The organism is Enterobacter sp. Bisph1, from assembly GCF_000814905.1.
GTDB lineage: Bacteria > Pseudomonadota > Gammaproteobacteria > Enterobacterales > Enterobacteriaceae > Kosakonia.
Map to the genome: position 1 here is coordinate 165,696 of NZ_JXAG01000033.1, position 16,091 is coordinate 181,786.

16 protein-coding genes are annotated in these 16,091 nt (G+C 56.5%); 3 read left to right on the forward strand and 13 right to left on the reverse strand.

The genetic code is table 11. The annotated features are described in order from the left end of the window. Positions 1-54 precede the first annotated feature (54 nt). From nusB to nrdR, 4 genes are all read right to left on the reverse strand, one after another. On the reverse strand, positions 55-474 hold the full coding sequence (gene nusB / locus RW65_RS08335) for a transcription antitermination factor NusB (protein WP_039056254.1): 420 nt from the start codon (positions 472-474) through the stop codon (positions 55-57). Between the two features lie 19 nt (positions 475-493). After that, positions 494-964 carry a 6,7-dimethyl-8-ribityllumazine synthase gene (ribH, locus tag RW65_RS08340; protein ID WP_039056255.1) on the reverse strand — a complete coding sequence of 157 codons (471 nt, stop codon included), beginning with the start codon at positions 962-964 and terminating at the stop codon, positions 494-496. Between the two features lie 89 nt (positions 965-1,053). Beyond that, the gene (gene ribD, locus RW65_RS08345) at positions 1,054-2,157 is read right to left on the reverse strand and encodes a bifunctional diaminohydroxyphosphoribosylaminopyrimidine deaminase/5-amino-6-(5-phosphoribosylamino)uracil reductase RibD (protein WP_039056257.1); all 1,104 of its coding nucleotides are present in this window, start codon (positions 2,155-2,157) and stop codon (positions 1,054-1,056) included. A 2-nt stretch (positions 2,158-2,159) separates the two neighbouring features. After that, positions 2,160-2,609, reverse strand: coding sequence for a transcriptional regulator NrdR (gene nrdR, locus RW65_RS08350; protein ID WP_017458860.1), 450 nt, complete (start codon positions 2,607-2,609; stop codon positions 2,160-2,162). 154 nt (positions 2,610-2,763) lie between these two features. Between nrdR and RW65_RS08355 the strand changes: the two genes are divergently transcribed. Beyond that, on the forward strand, positions 2,764-3,306 hold the full coding sequence (locus RW65_RS08355; RefSeq protein ID WP_039056258.1) for a SadB/YajI family lipoprotein: 543 nt from the start codon (positions 2,764-2,766) through the stop codon (positions 3,304-3,306). 294 nt (positions 3,307-3,600) lie between these two features. After that, positions 3,601-4,479: a nucleoside-specific channel-forming protein Tsx gene (locus RW65_RS08360; RefSeq protein ID WP_039056259.1), complete on the forward strand. Its 879-nt coding sequence runs from the start codon at positions 3,601-3,603 to the stop codon at positions 4,477-4,479. Positions 4,480-4,521: 42 nt separating this feature from the next. Here the strand turns inward: RW65_RS08360 and RW65_RS08365 are convergent, their stop codons facing one another. The 7 genes from RW65_RS08365 to queA all read right to left on the reverse strand — a co-directional run bounded on the left by RW65_RS08365 (position 4,522) and on the right by queA (position 11,289). Next, positions 4,522-5,211, reverse strand: coding sequence for a helix-turn-helix transcriptional regulator (locus RW65_RS08365; protein WP_039056260.1), 690 nt, complete (start codon positions 5,209-5,211; stop codon positions 4,522-4,524). A 47-nt stretch (positions 5,212-5,258) separates the two neighbouring features. Then, positions 5,259-5,624, reverse strand: coding sequence for a VOC family protein (locus tag RW65_RS08370; RefSeq protein ID WP_039056261.1), 366 nt, complete (start codon positions 5,622-5,624; stop codon positions 5,259-5,261). 204 nt (positions 5,625-5,828) lie between these two features. Further along, the gene (gene secF / locus RW65_RS08375; protein ID WP_039056262.1) at positions 5,829-6,800 is read right to left on the reverse strand and encodes a protein translocase subunit SecF; all 972 of its coding nucleotides are present in this window, start codon (positions 6,798-6,800) and stop codon (positions 5,829-5,831) included. A 10-nt stretch (positions 6,801-6,810) separates the two neighbouring features. Further along, complete coding sequence (gene secD, locus RW65_RS08380; protein WP_072037726.1) at positions 6,811-8,658, reverse strand: protein translocase subunit SecD; 1,848 nt, start codon at positions 8,656-8,658, stop codon at positions 6,811-6,813. A 27-nt stretch (positions 8,659-8,685) separates the two neighbouring features. Next, positions 8,686-9,018 (reverse strand): preprotein translocase subunit YajC, encoded by a 333-nt coding sequence (gene yajC / locus RW65_RS08385; RefSeq protein WP_039056264.1) that lies wholly within the window; start codon positions 9,016-9,018, stop codon positions 8,686-8,688. Positions 9,019-9,039: 21 nt separating this feature from the next. Further along, positions 9,040-10,167: a tRNA guanosine(34) transglycosylase Tgt gene (gene tgt / locus RW65_RS08390; RefSeq protein WP_039056265.1), complete on the reverse strand. Its 1,128-nt coding sequence runs from the start codon at positions 10,165-10,167 to the stop codon at positions 9,040-9,042. 51 nt (positions 10,168-10,218) lie between these two features. Then, positions 10,219-11,289 carry a tRNA preQ1(34) S-adenosylmethionine ribosyltransferase-isomerase QueA gene (gene queA / locus RW65_RS08395; protein ID WP_039056266.1) on the reverse strand — a complete coding sequence of 357 codons (1,071 nt, stop codon included), beginning with the start codon at positions 11,287-11,289 and terminating at the stop codon, positions 10,219-10,221. Between the two features lie 92 nt (positions 11,290-11,381). Here queA and acpH point away from each other — a divergent pair, with 92 nt between their 5' ends. Further along, a complete protein-coding gene (gene acpH / locus RW65_RS08400; RefSeq protein WP_039056267.1) occupies positions 11,382-11,963 on the forward strand; it encodes an ACP phosphodiesterase in 582 nt (193 codons plus the stop codon). A 45-nt stretch (positions 11,964-12,008) separates the two neighbouring features. Here the strand turns inward: acpH and RW65_RS08405 are convergent, their stop codons facing one another. Then, a complete protein-coding gene (locus RW65_RS08405; RefSeq protein ID WP_082022420.1) occupies positions 12,009-13,385 on the reverse strand; it encodes a DUF3999 domain-containing protein in 1,377 nt (458 codons plus the stop codon). Then, complete coding sequence (locus RW65_RS08410) at positions 13,382-16,087, reverse strand: DUF2339 domain-containing protein (RefSeq protein ID WP_039056269.1); 2,706 nt, start codon at positions 16,085-16,087, stop codon at positions 13,382-13,384. The genes RW65_RS08405 and RW65_RS08410 overlap by 4 nt, the downstream gene beginning before the upstream one ends. Positions 16,088-16,091 lie beyond the last annotated feature (4 nt).

Here is a 16,091-nt window from a genome sequence, read left to right on the forward strand (position 1 = left end):
TAGAAAAAGCCGGAACCGACGCGCAAGCTGCGACGCCCGTTTCCGGCTTACGGATTACTTCTTGTGGGGGCGGATCGCAGGAGCGGCTTTATCCAGCACGCCGTTAACAAACTTGTGGCTGTCTTCAGCGCCGAAGGTTTTTGCCAGTTCGATAGCTTCGTTGATGGCGACTTTATACGGCACATCATCACGTTTAGACAGTTCGAACAGTGCGATACGCAATACCGCTTTCTCAACCTGGCCCAGCTCTTCTAACAGACGGGACAGGTACGGCTTCATTAAGCCATCGAGATATGCGCTATTAGTCGCCACCCCGGTCAACAGTTCACGGAAGTACACGACGTCAACATCTTTAACGTCTTGTTCTGCCAGAAACTGGTACTCAACATCAGCGATGTCGTTCTGGGACAACTGCCAGGAGTAGAGCGCCTGGACGGCACACTCACGGGCGCGGCGACGAGCAGCAGGTTTCACGGAATTCCCCTTACAAAAATCAGGCCTTGATGGCTTTCAATACATTAATCATCTCAAGCGCGGTCAGTGCGGCTTCCGCACCTTTGTTACCGGCTTTGGTGCCTGCGCGTTCGATGGCTTGTTCAATACTTTCGGTGGTCAGTACGCCGAAGGCGACCGGGATCCCGGACTCCTGAGCGACATGCGCCAGGCCAGTGCTTGCGCCACCGGCAACATATTCGAAGTGCGCAGTACCGCCGCGGATCACCGTGCCGAGGGCAATCACCGCATCATATTTGCCGGTTTTCGCCAGCGCGCCTGCCGCCAGCGGCAGCTCGTAAGCGCCAGGCACCCACACAACGGTGATATTGTTTTCACTCACCTGACCGATGCGTTTCAGTGCATCAACCGCGCCTTCCAGCAGGCTGTCGTTGATGAAGTTGTTGAAACGCGCAATGGTGATGGCGACGCGGGCGTCCGGAGCAGCAACGTTGGCTTCAATAATGTTCATACACTTCCTTTACAGGTTCAGTTCGGCCCACGCAGGGGGGCGGATTTTAGCATAATATTTTGCGCGCTGCTTCCCTTTTACAGCAGGCATCACGCATGGGTGAGATGCAAACAGACGTCAGGTCCAGTCTGGCGTATCTCTTTAAATATAAAGTTCGGCGCATCCGCAAGGGCGGACAATTCCGGCAGTACGCACAGACCGCGTGCATCGCTGCCTAAAAGTTTCGGTGCCAGATAAACCACCAGCTCGTCCACCAGCCCGGCCTGCAGCAGCGCCCCGGCAAGATGCGCGCCCGCTTCTACCCAGATACTGTTAATTTGCTGTTTACCGAGCAGCATCATCAGCGTCACCAGATCGGCATGACCGTTATATTCTGGCACCCGAATCTCACGCACATTCGACGGCCATTGACGTTCATCGGCGCGGGTACGGGCAAACCAGGTTTCTCCTGGCAAACCCACCAGCTTATGCTCGGGCGTGACCCGATTCTGGCTATCGACAACAATACGCACCGGCTGGCGTAGATTTTCCTCAGGATAAAGAGCCTGGGTTTGTGCATTAAGCTCCGCCCAGCGTACGGTCAGGGACGGATCGTCCGCCAGCACCGTTGCGCTACTGGTAAGGATCGCGTGGCTCTGCGCGCGCAGCAGCTGGACATCGCGCCTCGCCTGCGGGGAGGTGATCCACTGACTTTCACCACTGGCCATTGCGGTGCGCCCATCCAGCGAGGCACCAAGCTTCAGTTGCACGTAAGGAAAGCCGGTGCGCATACGCTTGAGGAAGCCTTTGTTCAACGCTTCGGCTTCACTCATCATCAAACCGTGGCTGACTTCAATACCGGCCTGCTGCAAACGGTACAGCCCGCGCCCGGCAACCTGCGGATTGGGATCCTGCATCGCGGCAACCACCCGCGCGACGCCAGCGTTAATCAGCGCGTCGCAGCACGGCGGCGTCCGGCCATGATGGCTACAGGGCTCCAGGGTGACGTAGGCGGTCGCACCGCGAGCGCGCTCGCCTGCCATGCGCAACGCATGCACTTCGGCATGAGGCTCGCCGGCACGATAGTGAAAGCCTTCACCGACAATCTCACCGTTGTTGACAATCACGCAGCCGACCCGCGGGTTCGGGTGAGTGGTAAAACGCCCGCGCTGCGCCAGTTTCAGCGCCTGCGCCATGTACATTTCATCCAGCATGATTAGTCCTGTAGACGGGCGATCTCTTCGCCAAATTCACGAATATCTTCAAAGCTGCGGTAGACGGACGCAAAGCGGACATAGGCCACTTTATCGAGCTTTTTCAACTGCTCCATCACCAGATTGCCAATCATCTTACTCGGCACTTCGCGTTCGCCCGTTGCGCGAAGTTGCGATTTAATGTGATTTAACGCCATTTCTACGTCATCGGCGCTGACCGGGCGTTTTTCCAGCGCTTTTAACATGCCACGGCGCAGTTTTTCTTCATTAAAAGGTTCACGCACATCATTGCTTTTCACTACGCGCGGCATCACAAGCTCCGCCACTTCAAAGGTGGTGAAACGCTCATTGCAAACCAGACACTGCCGGCGGCGGCGCACGGATGAGCCTTCTCCCACCAGACGAGAATCGATAACTTTGGTATCCACGGCGAAACAGAATGGGCAATGCATACGGCGTCCTGACGTTAGAATTAACTGAAATTTATTTTACCTTGAACTGGCATGACTACAAAGACAGAACATTTTTGAGACAATGGATCGATGGCAATGTGACCGTTGCGTTCTAACATTACAGCGAACATCCTGGCCAAAGGAAACAGACATAATGACAAGACGTTACCTAAGAACCTTGTTACTGGGAAGCCTTTTTACCCTCAGTGCCTGCGCCCAGCAAAGCGAAGTGAGAGAGCTACATCAAAGCGTTAGCACACTCAATAAAGAGATGAGCAAGCTGAACCAGCAGACGGTGAAAATCACCCAGCAGAACAAACTGAACGCCAAATCAGGCAGCGGCGTCTATCTGCTGCCGGGCGCCGACACACCTGCGCGTTTAAACAGCCAGATCGGCATGCTGCGCATGTCGCTGAAAGATATCGCGCCCAATGCGGCGGGCACGCGCGTAACGCTGCGGATTCAGGGCGAATCCAACGATCCGTTACCGGCGTTTAGCGGCACCGTTGAGTGGGGCCAGATTCAGGGCACCACCGAGAATTATCAGGAAGTAAATGTGCAAAATCAGCTGATTAACGCCCCGGCCAGCACGCTGGCACCGAGCGACGTGGATATCCCGCTACAGCTTAATGGCATTACGCCAGAGCAGTTAGGTTTTGTGCGTATTCATGATATTCAGCCCGCCAATATGCAGTAGCGTTTCGGGGCGGCTTTTTGTCGCCCTTTTTTACCCTTTCTCACCATTTGCGCCCATCTCACTTATCCATTCATCACTTTGACACATTTGCAATATTGATAAATGCCAGTACAATCGCCGTCGTTTATTACACGCAAACGTGAACGCAATCGATTACGCATGTTTCAATAATGTGAAACAACACATATTTTTGTGAGCGCTGATACTTATAATAGGCGCCCAGAATTAGGCAATACGATAATCAACGCGTGCTTTCTTTCACTCCCTTCTGGGATCTCAATCAGTGGCGAAATGATGAAAAAAACAATTCTTGCAGCCGGCGCTGCTCTGGCGATTTCCGCATCTTTTACTGCTAACGCAGCGGATAACAGCAAACCTGAATACGTTTCCGACTGGTGGCACCAGAGCGTCAACGTGGTCGGCAGCTACCACACTCGCTTCGGACCGCAGATCCGTAACGATACCTATCTCGAGTACGAAGCGTTTGCAAAGAAAGAGTGGTTTGATTTCTACGGTTACCTGGATGCGCCGGTATTCTTCGGTGGTAATACCCAGGCCAAAGGGATCTGGAACCATGGTTCGCCAATGTTTATGGAAATCGAGCCGCGTTTCTCCATTGATAAACTGACGGGTGCCGACCTGAGCTTCGGTCCGTTTAAAGAGTGGTATTTCGCCAATAACTACGTCTACGACATGGGCCGCAACGCCGCTAATCGCCAGAGCACCTGGTATATGGGTCTGGGCACCGACATCGACACCGGTCTGCCGATGAGTCTCTCTCTGAACGTCTATGCGAAATATCAGTGGCAGAACTACGGCGCGGAAAACGAGAACGACTGGGATGGCTATCGCTTTAAAGTGAAATACTTTGTCCCGATTACCAGCCTGTGGGGCGGCCAACTGAGCTATATCGGCTTTACTAACTTTGACTGGGGTTCCGATCTCGGTGATAAGAGCCAGTATGCGGAAAACGGCATTAAACAGCGTACCAATGACTCTATCGCGTCGAGCCATATTCTGGCCCTGAGCTACGATCACTGGCACTACTCTGTTGTTGCCCGTTACTGGCATAACGGTGGTCAGTGGAACGATAATGCTGACCTGAGCTGGATGAAAGAGAACGTGCGCTCTACCGGCTGGGGTGGTTACCTGGTAGTGGGTTACAACTTCTAATCCCGCGACATCCGTTAAGAGCCGACCTGTGGGTCGGCTTTTTTATTGCCAGCGCGCTTTTTGCATATCGACAAAATTCTGCATTGAGCGATCCGCGCGTTCCGTAAACGTGTTGCCGGTAAAGGCGACGGAGGTGCAGCGATCGAGACGAAAACAGCGATAATCGTCGCGCAGGGTACACCAGGAAACCAATACCCAGCAGCTACCCATAAACGACAAACCTAGCGGATGAACGGCGCGCTGTGAGGCGTTACCTTTATCGTCCTGATAGTGCAAAAGCAACTCCTGATGCAGCCGCATCGCCTGATGAATCACATCAAACCAGACGCGCACCTGCGGAAATTTATCAAAATTGGGTGAGACGATGCGGTTACGTTCGGCGGTGATGCGCTTATCAAAGGGCAATACCGCCAGCAATTTCTCCTGCGCCGAAGCCGCCGCCTGCGCCAGCGTATCGCCGCTCCAGGTCTGCAGCATACCGATCGCCGCAATCAGCGCTTCCACTTCCAGACCGGTGAACATCAGCGGCGGTAAATCAAACCCCGGTAGCAGCCGATAGCCGCTGCCCGCTTCGCCCTGAATCGGCACGCCGGAAATAGATAAATCACGGATATCGCGATAGATGGTGCGTTCTGACACTTCAAGCCGCTCGGCGAGCAGCGCTGCCGTCACGCGACGACGGGTACGCAAAACCTGAACAATTTGAAACAAGCGATCGGCACGACGACTCATCATTCATCCGTAGAGAAAAAGCCCGCGCAAGGGCGGGCAGTAAACGATCAGGCCGGTTGATGCAGCCCGACCCGGTTACCTTCACTGTCAGTAATCAAGGCGATAGTGCCAATACCATTGGGCAATTCGTGGGGGCCAAAGCAGCATTCACCGCCCTTCTCATCCACTCTTGCTAACGCGGCCACGATATCCGCCGTTGCCAGGTAAATGATGGTTCCCCCGCTGGTGGGCTGGAACATCGCGCCTTTGACCAGCGCGCCGCCGGTGGCCGGTTTGATATGGGGAAACACCGCCATATCAGTGTCGCCAATGGTTTCGCGGCGAAACTCAGCGCCCAGCACATATTCATAAAATGCCACGGCGCGATCCAGTTGCTGTACCGGCAGTTCAAACCAGTTAATCAGTGTGTTCATGCTCTGTTCCTCTGCGTTAATAAAGTCAACGCAGAGAGTCTGACAGAGGGCTCCTGACAGCATATTGTCAGGAGGGTTTAGCGAGGCAAGATTTATTTTTACCGCAGAACGGTTTTTTGTGACGAGCAGGTTTATAAACGCCCTGCCGCTACAGGCAAAAAAAAACCGCAGCCAGGCTGCGGTTGGTACTCAACAAAAAGAAGATTACGGCAGAATGGATGGCTGATCCGCCCCTTCTTTTTCCACCTTCTGCTGCAGCAGATGCTCGCGCTTCATGCCCAGTTTTAACGCCAGCGCGGAGGCGACGTAGATAGACGATGCCGTACCGATGGAGACACCGATAAGCATGGTCAGGGAGAAGCCCTTCAGCATTGCGCCGCCAAAGAGGTACAGCATCAGGATCACCACCAGCGTGGTACCGGAGGTGATCAAGGTGCGGTGCAGCGTTTGCGTCAAAGAGATGTTGAAAATCTCATACGGCGTACCGCGGCGGATCTTACGGAAGTTCTCACGAATACGGTCAGATACCACGATACTGTCGTTAAGTGAGTAACCAATAACCGACATCAGCGAGGCCACGATGGTCAAATCAATCTCAATCTTGAACAGCGACAGTACGCCCATGGTGATGATCACGTCGTGCGCCAGCGCGATAACCACGCCCGCCGCCAGACGCCACTCAAAGCGGAAGCCGACATAAACCAGAATACTGATCAACGCCACCAGCAGCGCCATGCCGCCGGTTTGCGCCAGATCCGCACCCACGCTCGGGCCGACAAACTCAATACGCTTCACGGCAGCATTCTGCTGAGTCGCTTCGTTAATCACGCTCACCACTTTGCTACCCAGCACCTGACCGCCGGTTTCGCCTTGTGCCGGCGGCATACGCACCATGATATCGCGGCTGCTACCGAAGTTTTGCAGCAGCGGATCCTTAAAGCCCGCTTTCTCCAGCGCATCGCGCATCAGATCCATATCCGCCGGTTTTTCCAGGCCGATTTCAATGACCGTACCACCGGTAAAATCCAGGCCCCAGTTAAAGCCACGAACGCCCATGATAATCAGGGAGAGGATCAGCAGCGTGCCGGAAATGATAAAAGCCCAGTTGTCCCAGCGCATAAAGTCCCAGACTTTACGGCCGTGGTTCAATTGTTCAACAGTATAATCCTGTGCCACAACGCACTCCTCAGATAGACAGCTTGTTAATGCGTTTGCCGCCGTACAACAGGTTGACGATGGCACGGGTACCGACAATAGCGGTAAACATAGAGGTAGCAACACCAATACCGGTGGTAATCGCAAACCCTTTAATTGAACCAGTACCTACCGCGTAAAGAATAAGCACTTTGATCAAGGTGGTGACGTTGGCATCGAAAATGGACGAAAACGCGCCCTGATAACCTTCGTGAATCGCCTGCTGTACGGAACGTCCGTTGCTAAGCTCTTCTTTAATACGTTCGTTTATCAGTACGTTGGCATCCACCGCTACCGCAAGGGTTAGCACGATCCCCGCAATCCCCGGCATGGTCAGCGTAGCGCCCGGCAGCAGCGACATAATACCGACGATCAACACCAGGTTAGCGACCAGCGCGGAGGTGGCGATCAGACCAAACTTCTTATAGAAGAAGATCATAAAGATGATGGAGACCACCAGACCTGCCAGACACGCTTCCAGACCCTGGCTGATGTTCTGCGAACCGAGGGTCGGACCAATGGTACGTTCTTCAACGATCTGAATCGGTGCAATCAACGCACCGGCACGCAGCAGCAGCGACAGCTGACGCGCTTCGTTCGGGTTGTTGATACCGGTGATACGGAAGCTGTTGCCCAGGCGAGACTGGATATTGGCGATGTTAATCACCTCTTCCTGTTTCACCAGCACCGAACGTCCGTTGGCATCTTTTTTACCGCTGTCTTTGTACTCCACAAACAGGGTCGCCATCGGTTTACCGATATTGTCCTTGGTGAAGTTAGACATGATGTTACCGCCCGCGCTATCCAGTGAAATGTTCACCTGCGGCTGGTTGTACTCATCCTGGCTGGACGTCGAATCGGTGATATGGTCACCGGTGAGGATCACGCGTTTGTACAGCACAACCGGCCGGCCTTCGCGCGTATCTTTCACTTCAGAATCGCCCGGTACGCGGCCGGCAGCCGCGGCTGCAGCGTCGACGCTTGAGTTAACCAGACGGAATTCCAGCGTCGCGGTCGCGCCCAGAATCTCTTTCGCGCGTGCGGTATCCTGAATACCCGGCAGTTCAACCACGATACGGTCGGCGCCCTGGCGCTGCACCAGCGGTTCGGCAACGCCGAGCTGGTTGACGCGGTTACGCAGAATATTAATGTTCTGCTGCACGGCATATTCGCGGGCTTCGCTCATGCGGGCGTCGCTCATCACGGCGCGCAGTACGTTATCGCCCTGATTAGAGAGAACCAGATCGCGGTGACGGTTGGTCAGGTAAGCGTTCGCCTGATCGCGCGCCGCACTGTCGCGGAACTGAATGCTCAGGCCGTAGTTATCTTCCTTACGCACGGTGGTGTAAGGAATGCCTTTTTCGCGCAGGTCGCTGCGCAGGCTATCGATATTTTGTTCCTGGAGTTTACTCAGCGCCGTTTGCATATCTACTTCCATCAGGAAGTGAACGCCGCCGCGCAGGTCCAGACCGAGCTTCATCGGTTCGGCTTTAATGGCGGAGAGCCAGCGTGGCGTTGCAGGGGCAAGGTTAAGCGCGACAACGTACTGATCGCCTAAGGCGTTAACCAGCACTTCGCGGGCGCGCAGCTGCGTATCGGTAGAATCGAAGCGAGCAAGAATCGCGCCCTCTTCCAGAGCCACAGACTTCGCCTCAATTTTTTCTTTTTGTAGATCGTTCTGGACCTGGATCAGCGTTTGCTCACTGGCGGCGACGCCGCGCGCGCCAGTGATCTGAACAGCCGGATCCTCACCATACAGGTTGGGAAGTGCGTAAAGCAGGCCGACGATAATCACGACGACCAGCATGATGTACTTCCACAAAGGATAACGGTTTAACACGGCAGTTCCCTTTGGGAAAACAAAAGATTACAGCGCCTTCATCGTGCCTTTCGGCAGAACGGCAGCTACGAAGTCACGTTTGATAACCACTTCAGTGGTGTCGTTCAGCGCGATAGCAATGTAGCCGGTCTCTGCTACTTTGGTTACGCGGCCAATCAGACCACCGTTAGTCAGCACTTCATCACCTTTGGAGATAGAGTCCATCAGCTTTTTATGCTCTTTGGTGCGTTTTTGCTGTGGGCGCAGGATCATGAAGTAGAAAATCAGACCGAACACCACCAGCATCGGAATCAAAGTCCACTGACTTTGCGCTGCCGGCGCGCCTGCAGCTGCGACCGCATCAGAAATAAAAAAGCTCATTTAAATTCCCTCATTATTTAATTAATCAACGTTCAAAGGTGGAACAGACCGCCCCTGACGCTGGTAAAAATCCGCTACGAAGCTCTCTAATTTACCCTCTTCAATAGCCTTGCGTAAACCAGCCATTAGGCGCTGATAATACCGCAGGTTATGGATGGTATTGAGACGCGCGCCCAATATTTCGTTGCAACGATCGAGATGATGCAAGTAAGCGAGCGAATAATTGCGACATGTATAGCAATCACACTCGCTATCGAGCGGGCCGGTATCGCTTTTATATTTCGCGTTGCGGATTTTCACCACGCCATTGGTCACAAACAGATGACCATTACGGGCGTTGCGCGTCGGCATCACGCAGTCAAACATATCAATGCCGCGCCGCACGCCTTCAACCAGATCTTCCGGTTTACCGACGCCCATCAGGTATCGTGGTTTATCTGCGGGGATTTGCGGGCAGACATGCTCCAGAATGCGGTGCATATCCTCTTTCGGCTCGCCCACAGCCAGACCGCCGACAGCGTAGCCATCAAAGCCTATCTCTACCAGACCTTTGACGGAGATATCACGTAAATCTTCGTAAACGCTGCCCTGGATGATACCGAACAGCGCATTTTTATTTTGCAGTCCGTCAAAGCGATCCCGGCTGCGTTTCGCCCAGCGCAGAGACATCTCCATCGAACGTTTCGCATAGTCCCAGTCCGCCGGGTACGGCGTACATTCGTCGAAGATCATCACGATATCGGAACCGAGATCGTACTGGATCTCCATCGATTTTTCCGGATCGAGGAAGATAGGATCGCCGTTAATCGGGTTACGGAAGTGCACGCCCGCTTCGGTGATTTTGCGGATATCGCCCAGGCTAAACACCTGGAAACCGCCGGAATCCGTAAGAATGGGGCCTTTCCACTGCATAAAATCGTGCAGATCGCCGTGCAGCTTCATGATCTCCTGACCCGGGCGCAGCCACAGGTGGAAGGTGTTACCGAGGATAATCTGCGCGCCGGTGGCTTCAACCTCTTCCGGCGTCATTCCTTTGACGGTGCCGTAGGTGCCCACAGGCATAAACGCGGGGGTTTCCACCACGCCGCGATCAAACACCAGACGACCGCGGCGGGCGCGTCCGTCAGTGGTATCGAGTTCAAATTTCATTTTTTCTCCAGCCAGAAAGACAGTCTGACGTTTAAAGCTTGCGCCGCGGACCTATTCCCCGACGCGTTCAGTAAGAGCCCGCGGATTGTACGTGATAAACATCGCGTCTCCGTAACTAAAAAAGCGATATTTCTCCGCCACGGCGGCGCGGTACGCATTCATGGTGTGCTGATAGCCCGCGAAGGCGGAAACCAGCATGATCAGCGTCGATTCCGGCAGGTGGAAGTTGGTCACCAGCGCATCGATCACGCGGTATTGATACCCCGGATAGATAAAGATTTGCGTATCGCCAAAGAAGGGTTCGATCAGATCTTTTGTTGCCGCCTGCGCGGCGCTCTCCAGCGAGCGCACAGACGTCGTCCCTACGGCGACCACGCGATTGCCGCGCGCTTTTGCCGCCAGCACCGCATCAACAACCTCCTGCGGCACTTCGGCATATTCGGAGTGCATAATATGGTCTTCAATGCTGTCCACGCGCACCGGCTGGAAGGTTCCCGCGCCGACATGCAGCGTGACGAAGGCCATCTCAATACCTTTATTACGCAGGCGTTCAAGCAGCGGCTCGTCAAAATGCAGGCCTGCGGTCGGCGCGGCCACCGCGCCCGGCTTCTGGCTGTAGACCGTCTGATAGAGTTCGCGGTCCGCCTCTTCATCCGGGCGATCGATATAGGGCGGCAGCGGCATATGGCCGATGGCGTTCAGAATATCCAGCACCGGACGTGGGTCGTGAAACTCCACTTCAAACAGCGCATCGTGCCGCGCCACCATCGTCGCCTGGATATCTTCCGCATCGCCCAGCAGCAGTTCCGCACCGGGCTTCGGCGCTTTAGAGGCGCGAATATGTGCCAAAATACGTTTATCGTCGAGCATGCGTTCGACCAGCACTTCAATCTTGCCGCCGCTGGCTTTGCGGCCAAACAGGCGCGCCGGGATCACGCGGGTGTTATTGAACACCAACAGATCGCCGGGGTTGAGCTTGTCGAGCAAATCGGTGAAAGTACCGTGCGTCAGCGCGCCTGTTGGGCCATCCAGCGACAGTAAGCGGCAGCTACTGCGCTCCGCCTGCGGATAGTGAGCAATCAGGGATTCAGGTAATTCAAAGGAAAAATCGGCAACGCGCATGACACTAACTCGATACAGATTAAAGAGGCGGGTAGTCTAGTGCCCGCGCCCCTTCGCTGCAACCGTTAGCCGCTTTTGGACAAACAATAAGCATGAATTTTTTAGCGCACCTGCACTTAGCCCATCTTGCCGACAGCTCCCTGTCCGGCAATCTGCTGGCGGATTTCGTTCGCGGCAACCCGGAACACCTTTATCCGCCGGAGATCGTCGCGGGAATTCATATGCATCGCCGTATCGATGTGATGACCGACAACCTGGCGGAAGTGAAAGCCGCGCGCGAATGGTTTCGCCCGCAAACCCGCCGGGTCGCCCCCATCACCCTCGATGTGATGTGGGATCACTTTCTCTCCCATCACTGGGCGCAGCTCTCCCCCGAGTTCCCACTGGATGAATTTATTCGCTACGCACAGGCGCAGGTGGCGACGATCCTGCCCGATTCCCCACCGCGCTTTATTAACCTGAACGACTATTTGTGGTCCGAGCGCTGGCTGGAGCGTTACCGGGATATGGCCTTTATCCAGAACGTGCTCAACGGCATGGCCAATCGCCGCCCGCGCCTCGAGGCCCTGCGGGACTCCTGGCAGGATCTGGAAGATAACTACGCGGCGCTGGAAGCACAGTTCTGGGCGTTCTATCCGCGGATGATGGCGCAGGCTACAGCAAAGCAGCTGTGATCCCCGACGGCAATAAAGAGAAAGGCCCGCGATGCGGGCCAATGATTACGCTGCTTTCACTTCGCGCCAGATGCGCAGCGCCATCCATACCAGCACCGCCACGCCGAGCAGTAATGCGCCCCATACCAACAGCGTTTTCCACATCCCCTGACGCTCTGCCGGTGAGGTTGCCGTTAACCGCCCTTCGCCGCCAAGCGCCACGCGGTCGGCTACCTGCACTTCCGGGATCGCTGCCAGATCGAGCTGTTTACGCAACGCTTCCGGTATCAGCTCGTCCAGCGTCACCGCGGCCGGTTGCGCGGCGCGATTGCCCCACGCCAGCATAAACGGCCCTTTGCCTTGCGCGTTAAACACCAGGGATTGTCGATCGCGGCTGCCGCTAACCTGTGGCAATTCGCCCGGTAAGCGAGCATCAAGGGTGGTAATGCGTAGCGCCTGTACCTTTTCTCCCGCCAGGTTAAGCGGGGCAGAAAGCTGGTCATTTTGCGCCCACAGCACCGTTTTACGCAGCGGCTGCCACTCGGCATCGGCGGCGCTGCGCCAGGCAATCGCCACCGGCAACACCCCGTTATCAGCCAACCGTATCGATACCGCGCTAAAAAGCTGCGGCTGCGCCCACTGATACTGCGCTTCGCTCGCGGAGATGCGCTGACCACTAGCATCCATTGTTACCTGCTCCAGCGGCGTTGGCGCACTGTCAGGCAGTGCGGAGGCCTGGTTAATGGTCACCGGCAGGTTTGGCGTATCAAATACCATTAACAAGTAGCGCACCCCCTCAAGGGAGAAGGGTCTGTCGAGGTTAATCTGATCGATTTTCAGCCGATCGCTGCCGCTTGCCAGCGCCATCACCGGTGCGTCTTCTTGTAACGTATTCCAGTTGCGCATATCGCGGCTAAACATTACCGTGACGCGGCTGCGCCAGTTTTCCACCGGCTCCGACCAGCCGAGTTTTAGCTGCGACAGCGTAAAGTTTTCCGGCAGGGTTTCCGGTAGCGCGAGTAAATAGCTCTGGCCGATGGGTTTTTCACTCTCGCCGTCAATCTGGATATCCACGCCCGACGGGGAACGTAAACGCACTACCGTTTGCCCTTCGTCAGTGGTAGCGGGCTTTTCGCCCGCCAGCGGAAAGACGCGCAGCGCAACAGGCTGCGTTGGGCTGGCGGCAGCGCGCTGCGTTTCCAGGGTAAACGGCACGCGCTCGCCATCGTGATTAAACACCCGCACATCGCGCAGATCCGGCCAGACGCTCTGGGCATAGACCGTGAGCGGTAAATCGACGCGATACCACGAGGCCGGTTGCGACAGTTCGAGGGGCGCGCCAAAGGCGTAATCCTGCGGTGATTCCGCGACGGGCTCCTCGCTTATTGCCGCCGTTGCGGTGCACATCAGCGTAGCCAGTAGAATTCCATGCCACTTCTTCACTCTTCTTCTCCCTTATTTCCGTCCCGCAGCGCTTTGGGCGGCAGCGGTGAAAAATAGCCGACAATCAGCACCAGTACCGCCACGCCAATAAAGGCAATGGCGCGTGAAAGCCCACCGCCACCGGCGCTGTCGACCAGCATTAATTTAAGCAACACCACGCCCAACAACACGCTGCCGCCAATCCACTGCTGGCGAGCGTTGTGACGGGTAGCGCGAATCATCACCACCAGCGCAATCAGCATCCAGAACAGGGCAAAACAGGTCTGAATCAGCCGCGATTGCCACAGACTTTGCGTCTCCCAGGGCACATCTGCATAGCAGGCCAGCAGACGCAGCAATGCGCCATTGATCCACCAGAAGGCGAGCGCGGCCAGTCCCCATGGCGCTGCACGCCACAATTGCGGCGCAATCGCCTGAAAGTGCGCTGCGCTAAAACGGCTGTACCACCACAGACCAAGCAGGGCAAACGCTGCGCCCTCTTCCAGGGGATTCACCAGCGGCAGATAGTGCATGCCCATCACCACACCGTCGCTGAAATTGCCGAACACCAGCAGGCACAGCAGCAGCGGAACCAGCGGTAACAACCCCAGCGCGCCATACAGCGCAGGCCACACGCGCCACGGCCACCACTGGCGACCAATGGCCGTCAGCACCAGCGCCATCGCCGCACCGCCCGCCGCCATCGGCAGCCCCAGTTGCCAGGGTTCGTTGCCCCACGCCAGCCCATCGACAAACCAGTACAATTCACAGCCTGCCGCCAGCAGCACTATCCACAATAACGCAATATGCAGCCATTGCGACAACCGTGCGGGCAACGCCGCGGGTTGGCGGTAAAGCAGCAGCAACGCACTCGGTAACGCCACACACCAGGCGAGATTCGCCCAGCCTGCCGCCAGCAGATGCCCTTGTGTGGCAAGTTGCCAGCCGAGCATCAATGCCATTCCCGGCCATAGCAACCAGCATGCATAACCTGGTTCTGGCCACAAGGCGCGCAAACTTCCCGCCCGCCACAGCCACACCGATAGCGCCAGCAGCGTCAGCACACCGAATCGGTAATCGACAGAGGATGGCAGCAGCAGTTGCGAGGCACCACCCAGTGCGACCAGCCAGAAAAGGATGCCGCCGGTGAGTAACAGCCAGCTGCCCTCCTTGCGCAGATCGCGCCACAGCCAGGCGGCCGCCAGCCAGCAGCCGCTGAGCACGGCAAAAATCAGCAGCGTCGACAGGGCGTTAATCCCGTCCGCCGTCGCCCACAGGGCGCTGCCCAGCGCCAACACCAGCAGCGCGGTGCCGCTATATTGCATACGGCGCAGATGTTGTTGCCCACCAAGCCACAGAATACCCAGCCCTTCCAGCGCCCAGGCCATGGCCGTCCAGCGCGCCGACAGCGCCAGCGGAATGGCGAGGGTGGCAAAGCCGCCGCCGAGAGCCAGCGCCGCCAGCACCAGCGGTTTCGCCACTGTTGGGTAGCGTTTAAGGGCAATGACCGCCAGCGTCAGGTAGAACAGACCAAAGCCGAGGGCGCTAAATGCCGGGCCATACTGCCAGTGCTGGGTGATGGCGTACTGCATGCCAAAGCCCGCCAGCGGCGGCGCAAAAAGTAAAACCCCGTCGATAATTCGCTCGCCCCGGCGCTGGGCGCGCAGGGAAAGCACCATGCTGAGGACGCCGAATATCAGGATATTCGCCAGCAGAAACAGCTGGCAGCTGAGGTAATATTCCGGGCGATAGTTATCCATCCCCCAGATACCCGCAACGCCGAAGGTGAACACCATGCCGAGCAGGTTTAGTTCACGCCAGTGTTGCCAGACGCTAATGGCGAGAATGCCCACCGACAACAGCAGGTAGAAGGAGAAGAGCGCGATGTGGCTGCCGCCGCCCGTCGATAGCAGGATCGGTGCCAGATAGCCGCCGAGGCTTGCCAACAGCGCCAGACTAAGGGCTTTTTGCAACACCGCCAGCCCCACGCTTGCCGCGCAAATGACGATTAACAGCGCAAACGCCAGCGTCATCGGCAGCATTTGCCACAGGCGAAACGCGCCAAAGACGGTTAAATAGAGCGCACCTACCGCGCCGCCCTGCAGGATAAGCGCGAAAACCGTCTGCTTATGCCGCAGCCGCCAGCCAAGCCCCAGCAGCGCCATCGCCACCAGCGCTACCGCCGCCAGCCGCAGCTCCAGCGGGAACAGGTCGTACTCGACGGTGTAGCGCAGCAGAAAGGAGAGACCGATAAATAGCAGCACAATCCCCAGTTTCGCCAGCGGATTGCCATGCATAAACCAGCGTACCAACGACGTGACCATGCCCCATGACGGGGTTTCCGGCTTCTTTGGCGTAACGGACGGGGTTTCGGTTGCTGACGGTTTGCGCATCCCTGCGGGCGAGGCCGCTTTTTGCCCCCACGGGTTATTTACCACCGTAGGCGGTAAATCGACGGGCGCGGGTTCGTCGATGGGCGGCGGAGCAACCTCCTGCACCGGTATCGAAAGGGGGGATTGCGCGGCCATTGTGCGGGTGTGCGCAGCCGTCGCGGCCATGTCCGGGTCCGTCAGCCGCTGTTCCAACTGGTTTAGCCGCTGACGTAACTGGTGTAATTCTTGTTGGGTGCTGCTGCTGCGCCGCCAGGCGATAATCGCCAGAATGGGCACCACTACCAGCGCCATAAACAGCACTAACGCGCCGAAGAGAAAAAGCTCATCCATGTAC

What these genes read in the sequence shown, in the direction of transcription:
- ribH (WP_039056255.1), bottom strand. Translation starts at nt 964, where the DNA reads ATGAACATTATTGAAGCCAACGTTGCTGCTCCGGACGCCCGCGTCGCC.
- ribD (WP_039056257.1), bottom strand. Translation starts at nt 2,157, where the DNA reads ATGCTGGATGAAATGTACATGGCGCAGGCGCTGAAACTGGCGCAGCGC.
- nrdR (WP_017458860.1), bottom strand. Translation starts at nt 2,609, where the DNA reads ATGCATTGCCCATTCTGTTTCGCCGTGGATACCAAAGTTATCGATTCT.
- RW65_RS08355 (WP_039056258.1), top strand. Translation starts at nt 2,764, where the DNA reads ATGACAAGACGTTACCTAAGAACCTTGTTACTGGGAAGCCTTTTTACC.
- RW65_RS08360 (WP_039056259.1), top strand. Translation starts at nt 3,601, where the DNA reads ATGAAAAAAACAATTCTTGCAGCCGGCGCTGCTCTGGCGATTTCCGCA.
- RW65_RS08365 (WP_039056260.1), bottom strand. Translation starts at nt 5,211, where the DNA reads ATGAGTCGTCGTGCCGATCGCTTGTTTCAAATTGTTCAGGTTTTGCGT.
- RW65_RS08370 (WP_039056261.1), bottom strand. Translation starts at nt 5,624, where the DNA reads ATGAACACACTGATTAACTGGTTTGAACTGCCGGTACAGCAACTGGAT.
- yajC (WP_039056264.1), bottom strand. Translation starts at nt 9,018, where the DNA reads ATGAGCTTTTTTATTTCTGATGCGGTCGCAGCTGCAGGCGCGCCGGCA.
- tgt (WP_039056265.1), bottom strand. Translation starts at nt 10,167, where the DNA reads ATGAAATTTGAACTCGATACCACTGACGGACGCGCCCGCCGCGGTCGT.
- queA (WP_039056266.1), bottom strand. Translation starts at nt 11,289, where the DNA reads ATGCGCGTTGCCGATTTTTCCTTTGAATTACCTGAATCCCTGATTGCT.
- acpH (WP_039056267.1), top strand. Translation starts at nt 11,382, where the DNA reads ATGAATTTTTTAGCGCACCTGCACTTAGCCCATCTTGCCGACAGCTCC.
- RW65_RS08410 (WP_039056269.1), bottom strand. Translation starts at nt 16,087, where the DNA reads ATGGATGAGCTTTTTCTCTTCGGCGCGTTAGTGCTGTTTATGGCGCTG.